Source organism: Streptomyces sp. NPDC016459 (assembly GCF_040632845.1).
GTDB lineage: Bacteria > Actinomycetota > Actinomycetes > Streptomycetales > Streptomycetaceae > Streptomyces.
In genome coordinates this window covers 76,576-90,108 of record NZ_JBEYCR010000018.1, presented here as the reverse complement: position 1 = coordinate 90,108, position 13,533 = coordinate 76,576, and the positions used below count along the sequence as shown (strand labels likewise).

The 13,533-nt window shown below is 69.0% G+C and carries 12 protein-coding genes and 1 pseudogene; 8 read left to right on the top strand and 5 right to left on the bottom strand.

The features are described from left to right. From ABZ567_RS29005 to ABZ567_RS28980, 6 genes and pseudogenes are all read left to right on the top strand, one after another. Nucleotides 1–94 (top strand): annotated as a pseudogene (locus ABZ567_RS29005) (IS5/IS1182 family transposase); the annotation flags it as partial. Between the two features lie 206 nt (nt 95–300). Continuing rightward, nucleotides 301–2,040: a hypothetical protein gene (locus ABZ567_RS29000; RefSeq protein ID WP_360795261.1), complete on the top strand. Its 1,740-nt coding sequence runs from the start codon at nt 301–303 to the stop codon at nt 2,038–2,040. Next, nucleotides 2,037–4,151: an integrase gene (locus ABZ567_RS28995; protein ID WP_360795258.1), complete on the top strand. Its 2,115-nt coding sequence runs from the start codon at nt 2,037–2,039 to the stop codon at nt 4,149–4,151. The genes ABZ567_RS29000 and ABZ567_RS28995 overlap by 4 nt, the downstream gene beginning before the upstream one ends. Beyond that, on the top strand, nt 4,148–4,564 hold the full coding sequence (locus ABZ567_RS28990; RefSeq protein WP_360795255.1) for a hypothetical protein: 417 nt from the start codon (nt 4,148–4,150) through the stop codon (nt 4,562–4,564). The genes ABZ567_RS28995 and ABZ567_RS28990 overlap by 4 nt, the downstream gene beginning before the upstream one ends. A gap of 116 nt (nt 4,565–4,680) precedes the next feature. Next, on the top strand, nt 4,681–6,297 hold the full coding sequence (locus tag ABZ567_RS28985; RefSeq protein WP_360795288.1) for an ISL3 family transposase: 1,617 nt from the start codon (nt 4,681–4,683) through the stop codon (nt 6,295–6,297). Between the two features lie 117 nt (nt 6,298–6,414). Further along, complete coding sequence (locus ABZ567_RS28980) at nt 6,415–6,861, top strand: hypothetical protein (RefSeq protein WP_360795252.1); 447 nt, start codon at nt 6,415–6,417, stop codon at nt 6,859–6,861. 44 nt (nt 6,862–6,905) lie between these two features. On the opposite strand, the gene ABZ567_RS28975 is transcribed toward ABZ567_RS28980, so the two are convergent. Next, entirely contained in the window at nt 6,906–8,105 is a 1,200-nt protein-coding gene (locus ABZ567_RS28975) for a helix-turn-helix transcriptional regulator (protein ID WP_360795249.1), read from the bottom strand. 119 nt (nt 8,106–8,224) lie between these two features. On the opposite strand from ABZ567_RS28975, the gene ABZ567_RS28970 reads away from it, so the two are divergent. Continuing rightward, a complete protein-coding gene (locus tag ABZ567_RS28970) occupies nt 8,225–8,758 on the top strand; it encodes a flavoprotein (RefSeq protein ID WP_360795246.1) in 534 nt (177 codons plus the stop codon). A gap of 57 nt (nt 8,759–8,815) precedes the next feature. On the opposite strand, the gene ABZ567_RS28965 is transcribed toward ABZ567_RS28970, so the two are convergent. Next, nucleotides 8,816–9,247, bottom strand: coding sequence for a hypothetical protein (locus ABZ567_RS28965; protein WP_360795243.1), 432 nt, complete (start codon nt 9,245–9,247; stop codon nt 8,816–8,818). 87 nt (nt 9,248–9,334) lie between these two features. On the opposite strand from ABZ567_RS28965, the gene ABZ567_RS28960 reads away from it, so the two are divergent. Beyond that, the gene (locus ABZ567_RS28960) at nt 9,335–10,426 is read left to right on the top strand and encodes an IS630 family transposase (protein WP_360795240.1); all 1,092 of its coding nucleotides are present in this window, start codon (nt 9,335–9,337) and stop codon (nt 10,424–10,426) included. A 98-nt stretch (nt 10,427–10,524) separates the two neighbouring features. Here the strand turns inward: ABZ567_RS28960 and ABZ567_RS28955 are convergent, their stop codons facing one another. The 3 genes from ABZ567_RS28955 to ABZ567_RS28945 form a co-directional block, all read right to left on the bottom strand. After that, the gene (locus ABZ567_RS28955) at nt 10,525–10,881 is read right to left on the bottom strand and encodes a hypothetical protein (RefSeq protein ID WP_360795237.1); all 357 of its coding nucleotides are present in this window, start codon (nt 10,879–10,881) and stop codon (nt 10,525–10,527) included. 83 nt (nt 10,882–10,964) lie between these two features. After that, nucleotides 10,965–11,987 (bottom strand): hypothetical protein, encoded by a 1,023-nt coding sequence (locus ABZ567_RS28950; RefSeq protein WP_360795234.1) that lies wholly within the window; start codon nt 11,985–11,987, stop codon nt 10,965–10,967. A 563-nt stretch (nt 11,988–12,550) separates the two neighbouring features. Continuing rightward, on the bottom strand, nt 12,551–13,453 hold the full coding sequence (locus ABZ567_RS28945; protein ID WP_360795231.1) for a hypothetical protein: 903 nt from the start codon (nt 13,451–13,453) through the stop codon (nt 12,551–12,553). Nucleotides 13,454–13,533 lie beyond the last annotated feature (80 nt).

The window sequence follows — 13,533 nt, the reverse complement described above, 5'->3', positions numbered from 1 at the left end:
AGTTCACCTCGCCAGCGACAGCCGTGCACGGCCTCTGGTCCTCCGCGTCACCGGAGGCCAGGCGGGTGACGCGCCAGCCTTCGAGACCGTCATGGAGGACCTGCTCGGGCACGCCCAGCTGGAGACGACGAGGTGGGTGTACCTGGCGCCGGTGGCGGAGTTGCGGCTGCGGTCGCTGCTGGCCGACTTCGTGTCCGCTGACGGGCCGGTGTCGGAGCAGGAGCTGGTGGCGCTGTTCGCCCGGCTGGCCCGGGAGAGCGAGGGCATCCAGGACCTGGACGAGCAGCTGGTAGCTGCCCGGTGAGCCGGCGCGGCCGTACGGCGGCCCTGCCCGAGCAGCCGCATCGGCGCCCGGCAGTACTCGAGGAGGGCGGCCTGGCGGTGGAGCACCGGGACCCGCAGGGCCGGAGGCGTTCCTACGACTTCGCCGTGCTGCCGATCCCGCCGGCGTTCCAGCGGTCGCTGGCCGTCCTGTACGCGGCCCGGTGTTCCCCGGGCGGGGGCTGGGACAGCGTCAAGACGAGCGAGGGGTATTGGTATCTGGTGCGGGCCTTCGCGGAGTTCCTCGCCGGTCTGGAGGACGTGCCGCAGGACGTGGACCGGCTGACGGCGGCGCACTGGGCGGCGTGGCGGATGAGTCTGCCGCCGCGGACCAGTGGCTACAACAAGTACGCGACCATTGCGGGGCTGCTCCAGTCCGACGCGCGCCTGCCGCAGCCGGTACGGGAGGCGATGGCCCAGCGGTTCGCCTGGGAGTCGGGGCGCGAGCAGGCCTACCGCCCGGAGGAGTTCCAGGACATCCGCGCGGCGGCCCGGCGCACCTTTCGGGCAGCCCTGCTGCGGATCCGGGAGAACACCGGTCGGCTTCAGTCCTGGCGTGCCGGTGAGATCCCGGTCGGCAGCCGGGAGTGGCTTGTGGGAGAGGCCTTGGACGTGCTGGCGCGTACCGGGGACGTGCCGCTGTACGAGTTCCGGCGGGCCATGCGTCGTACCCACCGTGAGGCGCTGGGCGGGAGCGCGGCGACGTGCACGTGGATGCGGTTGTTCCTCAGCCGCAAGGAGGCGACCGCGCTGGCGGTGCTGATCGTGATGGAGCTCGGCCTGAACGCCACCACGGTCTCGGAACTGCCCGTGCCGGAGGCGCTGCCGGGCACGGGGGAGGCGGGGGTGCCGGTGTATCGGCTGCGGCTGGAGAAGCGGCGCCGGGCCGGTCATCGGGGCCGCTTCGAGAGCCGCAACCTCACCGACTCCGGTGCCGGATCCTCGGGGCGGGTCATCACCGAGGCGCTGGAGGCGACCGCGGCCGCACGCGCCGTTGTGGCACTGACCGGCGAGGCTCCCAACCGGCTGCTGGTGTGGCACCAGACGACGGGGCACGAGCGGCAGGCGTACCTCAAGCCGGTACGTGTGGGCCCGTTCGGGTTCGGTGTGGACGAGCGCGCCGGACGGGACTGGGCGCGGTCGGTCGGGCTGCCCGGCTCGCCGCTGCGGCGGCTGCGTCGGACAGTGAACGTGCTCCACCGGCGCGAGCCCGGGCAGAACACCCAGGACACGCACGACCAGGTCTACGTGCTGCCCGAGCCGCAGATCCGCGAGGCGGCCGTGCCGGTGATCACCGCTGGAGCGCTGGACGCGGTGGCCTCCGCGCGCCGCACCGTCTTCGCCGCCCGTCTCGCCGACCAGCCCCAGGAGGGGGACCGGCCGACGGCGACGACGCACTGCGCCGACTTCGAGCACGGCCCGTTCGGGCCACCGGGGCGCGGCTGCACCGCGTCGTTCCTGCTGTGCACGGCCTGCCCGAACGCGCGGGTTACCCCGGCCCATCATCCGCGTCTGGCGTACTTGCACCAGGCGCTGACCGCTCTGCGCGGCGTCCTGGGCGCCGCGGTGTGGGAGGCGGACTGGGCCGACTCCCACGCCCGGCTCGACGATCTACGCGCTCGACTGGGGGAGACGGTCTGGGCCACGGCGCTGGGAGCCGTCACCGGCGAGGACCGCGCGATGATCACCCACCTCCTGCAAGGGGACTTCGACCTGTGACCGCTCTGCCGGCCGAGCTGCCCGCGCTGCCTGACTGGACGACGCCAGTGATCGCACCTTCCTTGGTCGTAGCCCCGGGCCGCCCCTTCATGCCGGTCTACGCCGACGACGACTGGTCCCTCACGCCGCTGATCGCCAACCCCGGCGCGAAGCGGGTCTGCATCGACTGGTCGCACTTTCCTGACAGCTTCCGGGAGGAGATGCGGCTGGCCGCCTGGATGATGATCAACACAGCGCTGCCAGCGAGCGTCCTGGTCGGCCACCCCGCCTGGCACCCGCGTCTGGGCCCGAACGGCATCTACGACACCGTGCGCCGGTGGAACAGGTTCGCCCACTGGTTGACCGGTCAGGGACTGTCCACTCTTGCCGCGTGCACGGCCGACACCTTCACCGCCTACGCCGCACACCGGGCGCGCCGCCCGGAGGTCGTCCGCGACGACGCCTCCAGGGAGCTGGTGGCGCTGACCCGGCTGTGGGCGTTCGACGCCGCGAGCGCCGCCCCGGCCGGGGTGCCGATGCCGCCCTGGCAGCAGTACGGCATCGACGACTACCTGCCGGCCGCGCCCGCCGTCGGCGGCGGGGAGAACAGCCGCGAAGCGATCCCGGAAGCCACGATGGGCCCGCTGCTGATCTGGGCCCTGCGCATGGTCGACGACTTCGCCGGCGACATCCTCACCGCACAGCAGGACGCCCGGCGCCTGACCGAAAGGGCCGAGCATACGGCCGGCACCAGGGAGTCGATGGCGCGGCTGGCCCGGTATCTGGACCAGCTCGTCGAACGCGGCGCGCCGGTACCCGCCCGGCGGCTGAAGGGCGAGTACCAGGTCAGCGCCACCTACATCGCCGCCCAGGCCGGCTGCGCTCTGCGGCAGGTCAGCAACCACCTGCGTAGTGAGCGCCGCGAGGGCTTCCGTGACTACGTTCGCCGCCATCCCGGACCGTGCCCGCTCCCCACCCCAGTCACCGGCACGGTCGACGGCCGGCCATGGGCCGCGGCCCTCGACTTCACTGAGATCCCGCAGCTCATGCGGCACCTCAGCACAGCCTGCTTCATCGTCGTCGCCTACCTGACGGGCATGAGGCCCGGCGAGGTGATGGCCCTGGAGAACGGCTGCTGTCCCGAACCCAACCCACCCGGGCGGCACCTGATCTACGGCCGGGTCTTCAAGGGCGTCCTCGACCAGGACGGCAACCACCTCTCCGCCGGCCAGCCACGCGAAGTGCCATGGGTCGCCATCACCCCGGTCGTCACTGCGATCCGCGTACTGGAACGCATCGCCCCCGACGGCCTGCTCTTCGACACCGCCGCCCACGCCATCCCGCGCGGCCGCGCGGCGACCGGTCGGACCATCGGCTTCGAGGCGATGCGCCACCGCATCGAGGACTTCACCGCCTTCGCCTCCGAGCTCGCCCTCCGCCTGGACCGCCCCCAAGAGACGGTCTGTGCCGACCCGCACGGAGCGATCGGCACCGCCCGGTTCCGACGCACCCTGGCCTGGCACATCGCCCGCCGCCCCGGCGGCCTGGTCGCCCTGGCCGTCCAGTACGGGCACCTGCGCACCACGATGAGCGCCGGGTACGCCGCCCGCGGCCGCGACGGCATCCACGAACTGCTCGACATCGAGACCGCCCGGGCCACCGCCGACACCCTCACCACCCTCCACGACGACCTCACCCAGGGGGTGGGCATCTCCGGGCCGGCCGCCCGGCGCGCGATCCACGCCGCCGCCCAGGCGCCGACGTTCACCGGGTCGATCCGCACCCACCGCCAAGCCCGCGACATTCTGGGCAACCCCGCCCTGACCGTCTACGACAACCCGCGCGCCTTCCTGATGTGCGTCTACAACCGCGACCGGGCCCTGTGCCACCGCCTCGACATCACCGATGCCCCGCGGCTCGACCGCTGCCAGCCGTCTTGCGCGAACATTGCCCGCACCGACCAGCACGCCGACCAGCTCCGCCAGCACGCGCAGGCGCTGGAGAAGCAGGCCGCCTCCGAGGCCCTGCCCGATCCGCTCGCCGACCGGCTCGCCCGCCGCGCCGAACACCTTCTGGGCTTGGCCGACCGGCACGAACACGACTGCATCGCCCTTCAGGAGCCGCCGTCATGACCCCAGCCCCGGACGAGCGCGAGCGGATCAGTGCCGCGATGGACCGCATCCTGGGCGGCACACCGCAGCGCTCGAACGGAGCGCTGACGATCGTCGCCCTCGCCGTGGAGGCCGGCGTCCCGCGCAACGCGCTCACCCAGCGACACACAGACCTGAAGGCGGAGTTCTACGACAAGGTCCGGGCCCGGGGCGCCACGCCGGACAGCGAGCGCCGTCTGCGCCAGCAGGTCCGCAAGCTCAAGGAACTCCGGACGGCAGACGCCCGAGAGATCGCCCAGCTCAAAACCGACGTCGAGGCTTTGGTGGGCGCCCTTCACCAGGCCAAGGCAGAGAACAGTCACCTGCGCCGGCAGCTCGTCGACCGCCATGCGGTCGTGCGCGTGCTGCCGGCGCAGACGCCGCCCGATAGGTAGCTGGTCAGCTGCCGCAGGTACACCTGTCGGCGTACGGGCTTTTCTGGCTCTGGCAAGATTTTCGTAGCCGGAGATCATCTCGGTGACACGGTCAGCCGGGCCGCAACGCGGGCAGCCTGTGGCTGTGCTCTGTTGAACTGGCTTCACTGCTACCTCAGTTAGCTGATGTGCTGGTCGTGTCGGTTGATGTCTCTGATACTGGTGTGGTGGTTCGCGCCTGTACGAGGTCCGGTGTTCCCGCGGCATGTACGGGGTGCGGCCGGCTCAGCGAGTGGTGCCATAGCCGCTATGTACGGCGCCTCGCCGACGTCACCCTCGGGGGCCGGCCTGTGCGCATCGACTTGTCCGTACGCCGTCTGTACTGCGAGAGCGCAGCGTGCCCGAAGGTGACCTTCGCCGAACAGGTAGCGGGACTGACCGTGCGCTACCAGCGGCGGACACCGCAGTTGCAGCGCCTGGTGCAGGACGTCGGTGTGGTGCTGGCGGGCCGGGGCGGTGCCCGGATGCTGCGGATCTTGAACATCAGGCTCTCGCGGTGCACCGTCCTGTCCCAGCTGATGCGGGTACCTCTTCCGCCGCTGGTGACGCCCCGGGTGTTGGGTGTGGACGACTTCGCGCTCTACGGCGACACCTACGGAACCCTCCTGGTCGACGCCACCACTCGCCTCCCGCTCACCCTCTGGGAAGGGCGCGACGCCGACCAGCTCGGCCGGTGGCTCCGCGAGCACCCCGGTGTCGAGATCGCCTGCCGCGACGGTTCCCTCACCTACCGGCAGGGCATCGCAGGCGGCGCGCCCGATGCGGTGCAGGTCAGCGACCGCTTCCACCTCTGGCAGGGCCTCTCCCGTCGTGTCCAGGACATCGCCTCCGCCCACCGCGGCTGCCTGCCCGCAGCCCTGCCCCCGGCCGGCGAGAGCGGTCCCGCACCGGCCGAGCAGACCGCCGGGAAGTCCGCGGAGGACAGTCGGGCCGCACGCCACGCCCGCAGACTGTTCGAGGCCGTTCAGGCCCTGACCCGCACCGGCCGGAGTCACAGCTCCGTGGCCCGCGAGCTCGGCCTGGACCGCCGCACGGTCGGCAAATACGCCCGGGCCGGCACCTGGCAGGAGGTGATGCGCCGCCCGCCCCGCAAGCCCTCCCCCCTGGACCCCTACCTCGACTACCTGCAGCAACGTTGGGACGAAGGACAGCACAGCGCGAAGATCTTGCACGAGGAGCTCCAGACCAAGGGCTACCTCGGCCATTACCAGCGCGTGAAGATGGCCGTCGCACCCCTCAGGCGGGGCCTGCCCCTGGACGAGCCTCACGAGCGCCCGCCCTCCCCGCGGGAAGCCGCCCGCTGGATCACCACCCATCCAGGCCGCCGCAGTCCACACCTCAACGACCGCCTGCCCCGGCTCCTCGACCATTGCCCTGAACTGAGGCACACCCACGACCTGGTCCGCCGGTTCGCCACCATGCTCGACAACCGTGACGCCACACCCTTGGCAGGCTGGCTGAAGGACCTAGGCAACAGCGGACTCGCCCCTCTTGCAGGCCTCGCCAGGGCCCTACGCGAAGACCGGCATGCCGTTTCCCAGGGAATCACCACCCCACACAACTCCGGGGTCAACGAAGGCCGTATCACCGACGTCAAGCTGCAGAAACGCCTCATGGCCGGACGCGCCGGCGTCTCTCTCCTCCGCCACCGCGTCGTCCTGATCGCCCACCTCCGCCGCCGATACGCGGACTGACAGACCACCCTCCCAGGCTCAGCACCGTTCCCTGAAATATGACGCCATGGTCTGGACGTCACGAACGCTTCGTCGCCTTGGCTGGGGCTGTCAGCCGTGGATGTCAGAATCGGCGGCATGACTCTGTGTGACTACTTCGCCGCCGCTGACGACCAGGCTGCCGCCGCCGTTGCTCAAATGCCTGGTGGCCCGGCTCAGGCCGCACTTGACGCGGTCTCCCTGAAGGGCATCGACCCGGTGGTCGCCATTGCCCAACTGGAAGGGATCGTGACCGGCTGCAGCTACGAGGAAGCCAGCCAGCGGCCGCGATCCGGACAGTTGCTGTCCCCACCGGAAGCCGACGGCCCCTTCGTGTTCAGCCTGTCGGACTCGCTGATCGAGGCACTCGTCACCGCGACACCGGATGACCTCGCGCGGTTCGCCGAGCCATGGTCCAGGACGGACGAACTGCGGCAGAGCCATGTCGATGCCGAGACCGCGGCCGGTGTTCTGGAAGCCCTGGCCGGCCTGGCCTCACGTGCTCGGGCGAGCCGCATGGGCCTGTACTGCTGGTGGTCACTGTGACTCAGCGAAGTCAGCTTTCAACCCTCGACCGGGGTGATCTTCGGCTACGAAAATCTTGCCAGAGCCACGTTCACGTGTACGCCGACACCCAGCATCTGCGGCGTCCGCCGGGACAGATGGACAAGACCGCGCACCGTTTCCCTGGCGCCGGGGTGGTAGCGGGTCTGCTCCGGAGCCGTTCGGTGTGCTGTCCACAGGGACTTCAAGGACGCCTCGGTGTAACCGAGCTCCATCTCCATGCGCGCGCGATCGATGAAGTAGTGCGCGCGCCGGGACGTGGCGATGCCGGCCGGCAGCTTGATCGCCTTCGCCTGCCGCAGCGCCTCGTCGTAGTGCCGCATCTCCATGGCGACGCTCATCTCGTGCAGGGCGACGTTGACAGGCCCGAAGTTCAGCCAGTGCACCCTGCTGGCGTCCCCGACCCGCCCCGCGTACTCGCGCGCGCTCGAGATGTGGGCGGCGGCCGCGCTCGCGTCCTCGGCTCGCGCGGCAAGGACGGAGCCGCCGAGATGGAGCTGGCCCGCCACGGTGAGGGCCTCCCTGGAGGCATCAGCCGCATCGAGGAAGGCGTGGCCGGAGCGGATCAGGCGCAGACCGATCGTGTACTCGCCCTCCCGGAAGTACACCAGGCCGCGGAAGTACTGCCGTATGGCGGCAAGCCGGCTGTCCGAGGCCCGCTCCGCCGCCCACCCCAGGCGGTCCAGGGCGACGCTCGCGAGGTCGAAGTACCCGAGCTTGACCGTGACGTCATGAGCGGTCCGGTAGGCCGAGGCCAGCGCCCGCCACAAGTCCGTCGTCGGCGCGCGCCAGCACAGCGCGGTCAGCTCGGTGATGACGTCCGGGAGGGCAGTCGCAGCCGTGTGCAGGTGCGTCGCCCGGACCTGCGCGCACAGCGCTTCGGTGGCGGCGGTCAGCTCGGAAGCGGGACGGGTGGTGACCTCCGGGTCGTCGCCGAGGTCGTACAGGTCGAGGGACTCCCGGATCGGGCGGATGAGCTCCGCGAGCCGGTCCTCCTGAAGCTGGGTCACGTAGGGCTGCCCTGTCAGCACGGTGACGTCGACCCTCAGCGCGCGGGCGACGGCGGCGATGAAGTCGACGGACGCCGGTCTCGCCCCGCACTCCACCTGGGTCAGCCAGCTGTACGAGTACGGGATCCGGTCAGCGAGCTCACGCTGAGTCAATCTCGCGAGCTTACGCTGCTGTGCGATCCGCTTTCCGGTGTGACCGTTCTCCGGTGTCGGCATACTGGCGCTCCGTTCCTGACTCCTCATCCGGAACGCTACTCGCGCCCAGCCTGGCGCGAGATGGGTTCGCCCCCGACTCCCTTGCGCCTGAGGCGAGTCCGTGTGATCGGATAGAGCCCATGACGCGGACCTTGTACCTGTTCAGCAGCGCGGCGCCTCCGGTCTTCGACATCGCCCGGGTCATCGAGGACGCCCAGGCAGACGGCTGGGACGTCTGCCTGGGACTCACCCCGACGGCGGCCCGCTGGCTCCACGAGTCCCTGGACGGTCTGGCAGCGCTCACGGGCCGACCCGTGCGGTGGGACTACCGTCTCCCCGGGGACCCGGACGTGTGGCCGAAGCCGGACGCCATCCTTGTCGCCCCCACCACCTTCAACACCGTGAACTCCTGGGCGCTCGGCATCACAGACAAATGGCTCGTCGGCGTGGTCGCCGAAGGCACCGGCAAGGGCATCCCGATCGCGATGATGCCGTGCGTCAACAGCGCGTACACCGCGCACCCGCAGTTCGAGCGGTCGATCGAGACCCTTCGCGGCGCCGGCGTGCGCGTGGTGTACGGCGAGGGCGGGTTCGTGCCGAACGAGCCGGGCCAGGGCGACCGGTCCGCCTACCCCTGGCCCGCCGCACTGAAGGCCGTCTTTGACCCGCTGTGACGATAGAGCCCGGCTCATCGCGGCCATCAACGAGTGGCTGTGATCGGCACCCCGTCGCTAGAGCTCGTAGTCCTGGGCCAGCTCCTCCCAGCGAATGCTGCGCAGCCCAAGGTCGGCGTCCTCTCCCGACGGGACATCCAAGCCGGCCTGGAACCAGACCACGGTGAGAGCGGAACGGTGCAGCACCGAGTCGAGCTCAGAGGCGACCGCCGTCGAGCGGAAGGCCCCGATGCAGGCCACGGAAGGCAGCACCTCAACGGGGCCGAAGGCGCCAGCAGTCTGGTCCGGGTACTCGCAGGAGGGTGGCACCAGATGGACCGGCGTGGAGGGAAACGCGCGTTCAGCCTGCCGCTGGAGGCCCCTGACCTTCATGTCATTGATGGGCTTGCAGGGGTAGCCCTCCAGCATCCCTCCGTAGGTCGAAGACATTCGCAGCTCGGTGAGATCGATCGAACGTCCGGACGAGAGGGCTATGTGGCTCAGCGACATGCCGACACCATATGCGCAAGATCCACTTTCGATACACGGCCTAGTCTTCCGAGTCAGGAATTCTGTTCAGATGTATAGGCTTGGCCTGTGGCGCGTACTGGGCGGCCGAAGGCCGAGTTGATCCTGTCCGGTGAGGAACGGGCCGCGCTCGAGGGGTGGGTGCGGCGTCGTTCCACGCCGCAGGCGTGGGCTCTGAGATGCCGGATCATCCTGGCCTGCGCCGAAGGCGCTTCGAACAAGGACGTCGCGGCCCGGCTCGGTTCGACCGCGCATGCGGTGGGCCGGTGGCGGGCGAGGTTTGTCGAGCACCGGATCGCCGGCCTGGGAGACATGCCCCGCCCGGGCGGCCCGCGGACCGTGACCGACGAGCAGGTGGCCGCGCTGGTCACCAGGACGCTGCAGTCCGCGCCGAAGAACGCGACCCACTGGTCGACGCGCTCGATGGCAAAGGAACTGGGCCTGTCACAGTCGACCGTGTCCCGGGTCTGGCGGGCGTTCGGACTGCAGCCGCACCGCTCCGAGACGTTCAAGCTGTCGACGGATCCGTACTTCGTCGACAAAGTCCACGATGTCGTCGGCCTCTACCTGGACCCGCCGGAGCGGGCCCTGGTCTTCTGCGTCGACGAGAAATCGCAGATCCAGGCCCTGGACCGCTCGCAGCCGGTGCTGCCGATGATGCCCGGAGTGCCGCAACGCGTCACGCACGACTACGTCCGGGCCGGCACCACCACTTTGTTCGCCGCCCTTGAGGTCGCCACCGGCAAGGTCATCGGCTCGCTGCACCGGCGCCACCGGGCCGAGGAGTTCAAGAAGTTCCTCATCAAGCTTGACCGGGAAGTCCCGGACGGACTCGCCGTGCACCTGGTGCTGGACAACTACGCCACCCACAAGACACCGGCCATCAAGACCTGGCTGCTGGCCCATCCCCGGTTCCACCTGCACTTCACCCCGACCGGGTCGTCCTGGCTCAACCTGGTGGAGCGGTGGTTCGCCGAGCTGACGAACAAACGGATACGGCGAGGCGTCCACAAGACCGTCCAGGCCCTGGAGCAGGACATCCGCGACTGGATCGCCGTATGGAACACCGACCCCAGGCCCTACGTCTGGACGAAAACCGCGGACGAGATCCTCGAACGCCTCGCCTCATATCTAAACAGAATTCCTGACTCAGAAGACTAGTGGCGGGGCTGCGGAAGGCCCAGGTGGACGGAGGCGAAGGGCTTCGTGCCGCCGGCTTCGGAGGAAAAGGAGAGTTCGTCCAGGTGTGTGTCCGTGTGCTAGTTGGTCTCCGCCAGCTCCTGCAGGATCGGTATGACGAACCGCCAGATGATCACTGCGATGAGGATGGCGAAGGTAGTCGCTCGCCACTTCCCCTTCGCCAACCGCGCGGCCTGTTGGCGCGCAGCCTCGGCGCGGTCGGCGTCGGCAAGGTGCGGAGCGACCCAAGGCTCATTCTCGAGGCTGTCTCTGCGCCATTGACGGCCCTCCAGCCCTATCTGCTGGGCAGGGCCCAACTTGGCACGGTATTCCTTCTCAGCCTGGTACTCGGCGCGGCGTCCTTCACGCAAGACGAGGCAACGCGACGTGTGGTTCGGCCTGGTGCAGACGCAGGGGTCGAAGGTGAGACGGAACATGGCTCGATTCTTCCAGGAAGGCGGGTTGCCGAGCTGCTCCGCCGGCCTTCAGCCAAAGCCTGAACAACCGCCGGCCCGAGGAGTCAGCGTCCAGGTGGTGCTGCCGTGTGAGCGAGGGCTCGTACGAGAGCTTCGAGCCTCCCCGTGTCCAGCGCGTCGAGGCGCAGGGACCGTGCGCCGCCGAACTTCTTGATGAATGCGTCCCGTGTCGCCCGGTCGGGGAAGAAGGCCTTCGCGAGTGACTGCACCCGCACGGACAGCAGAACCGGCCGGTCAACAGGGGATTCGAGCGCTTGGGGGAAGGTGGTGCTGCCGTCACGGAGCCGTTGAATGAGGGCATGGCGCTTCTCGCCCGCCGCCGTCTTCTCTTCTGGAGACTGCGATTTCGACGTGCTCACCGCCGGAACGGCTCGGCCTTCCAGCGTGTGGTGAGCGGCACGGATGCGGTCGACGAGGTCGGGAACGCAGCCGGCCGAGATGCTGATGCTGTGCTCGTGCATGGCCTCGGTGAGATTGTCCCAGCCGTGGACAGCGCTGAGTAGCGCGACGGCGTGTGTACGCAGCAGGAGGGGATCGGGGTCGCTGAGGACGGCGAGTATGGCGCGGCGTCCTGCCGCCAGGTCGGCCAGAAGACAGCGTCGCGCCTTGGTCTCGGCGGCTGCGGCTTCGGGCTGATGTGTCTGAGGGTGCGTCCCAGCGATGAAGCGGTCGGCCAGCTGCGCGTCGACCGCCGCGATACGGCCCTCGCGTAGAGCGATGGCCACCAGGTGCTTGTCGCGTAGAGCCAAGTGGGCATGTGAGTCAGGGAGGCTGAGTTTGCGGTGGCTGTCTGCAAGCGCAGTGGCCTGCTGCACCCGAAACTTGATCAGCCCCTGAACACTGGAGCCACGCAGCGTTGCCGTGACGCCCTTGACCTGGGCGTCTTTCTTACGGCGTTGCTGGGCATCGCGTTTCTTGATCCTGCGGCATCCTTCGCACTGATCGCCCCTGGAACCGAGCCGGACGAGCGCCGATCCACATTCCGGGCAACGCAACGAGGACACCACTACAGGGGCGCGGGCGCCACGCTGGTGCTCGCCGTCGAGCCGGCCACCGGTCAGGCGCACGGACCGCACTTTGTCGTAAGGGGTAGGCATGTCGGTGCTCCCGGCTCGTCCATTCACGACGGTGGACACGGATCAGTGTGGACGCCCTGCTCGGGCACACGCCAGAGTCTCTACCGCTGCTGTAGGTGGGAACGCCTGGCCATAAGCAGGGTTTGCCAGCGGTCCCGTACTGCGTCGGATGTCTCCGTCCAGCGAACCTAGGCCGCCGAGCGCGGCGTACCTGGAGCCGCCAGGGACGCCACCAGCTTCTGGCTCTCCAAGAGCGTGGCGCGCACCGCTGGCCATCTCGTGAAGGCGGGCTGGCCATAGCCCGCGATTGACCGGAATTCTGGGGCAGACGAGGCCGTCATCTCCGCCGGCCATCGCCGGTCTGTAGTGATTTCTGGGCGCCGACGCACCGACGAACCCCGCCCTTACGCTGCGGGACAGCGCAAGGGCGGGGCAGCCTGCAGGCCAGTCAGCCGCAGGGACGTGTTGATCTTGGGTTGTCCAACCATGTGGTTTCACCAGAGGCGTTGCCTGCCAGACCGAACCCGCTCAAAATCGTGCCGATCTCCGATCGATTACCCCGCGTCAGCAGCTTCGAAGACCAGCCGGGGAGTCATATCGGAGAGTCCGCCTACGGGTTCGCCCGATGGCAGAGCCAGTCGTAGCTGCTGGAAGACCATGGCGATCCGGTCGGGTGTGTAGTCGCGCATGTCATCGGTGGCCTGCAGCACCAAGCCGCCGTCGGCTAGCGCCGTGATCGTCGCGAACGCTCCTGAAGCGCGTAGTACGTCGGGGCCGCCGAGGCGGGCCACAACACCAGGGGAACACACTGTGGTCCACGAGTAGCCACGCATCGTGGTGTCGAGCTCCACGACAGTCTCGTCCTGGAACAATCCCAAGGAGGCTTCCAGCGCCGTTCGGCGCGTTGTCGTATCGACATCGTCTGCCACGCATCCGAAAAGACACGTCCGTCCTCCTCCCTCCAACCGCCGAAGGAGGAACTCGGTCCACTGCCGCTGGACATCGGAAGAGCGATCCGGAGCGAAGAACTCCTCCGACGACCGATCTGCCATGAGCCGCACCCACTCGGGGGCCTCGATGTCCCGCTCGGCGGTAACCGTGAGCCACGGGCCCGCGGGGTATCCGTCCGCGCCGAGCCGCGCCAGCCTGAGTGTCACTTCGAAGGGGTCTTTCTCGAGGCCGTCAAAGAACGACTCCCACTCCTTCGGCGACCAGGCCCGGCCGACACGCGTGCGTCTGCCGCGGGTCATTCCCGCGGTCCACAGACTTCCCCACAACTCGCCGGGCTCACCGTACGGTACTCCCGACTTTTTTAGCACCGCTCCGCGGCCCGACAGGTTCAGGTTATTTGTGAACGGATTCAACGTGGCCCCGCTCAGATGCCGGGCGGCATTGACGAACCACTCCTCAACCAGACTTCGGTAGCCTGCTCTGCTCTCCGGAACGACATAGTCCAACTCGGCATGGACGCTCGTATTGGGCGCAAAGCCGCCAGCATTTCTCACAAAATTCCTCCCACTAAGCGGGCTCGACCCGG

What these genes read in the sequence shown, in the direction of transcription:
- ABZ567_RS28990 (WP_360795255.1), top strand. Translation starts at nt 4,148, where the DNA reads ATGACCCCAGCCCCGGACGAGCGCGAGCGGATCAGTGCCGCGATGGAC.
- ABZ567_RS28975 (WP_360795249.1), bottom strand. Translation starts at nt 8,105, where the DNA reads ATGCCGACACCGGAGAACGGTCACACCGGAAAGCGGATCGCACAGCAG.
- ABZ567_RS28980 (WP_360795252.1), top strand. Translation starts at nt 6,415, where the DNA reads ATGACTCTGTGTGACTACTTCGCCGCCGCTGACGACCAGGCTGCCGCC.
- ABZ567_RS28955 (WP_360795237.1), bottom strand. Translation starts at nt 10,881, where the DNA reads ATGTTCCGTCTCACCTTCGACCCCTGCGTCTGCACCAGGCCGAACCAC.
- ABZ567_RS28965 (WP_360795243.1), bottom strand. Translation starts at nt 9,247, where the DNA reads ATGTCGCTGAGCCACATAGCCCTCTCGTCCGGACGTTCGATCGATCTC.
- ABZ567_RS28970 (WP_360795246.1), top strand. Translation starts at nt 8,225, where the DNA reads ATGACGCGGACCTTGTACCTGTTCAGCAGCGCGGCGCCTCCGGTCTTC.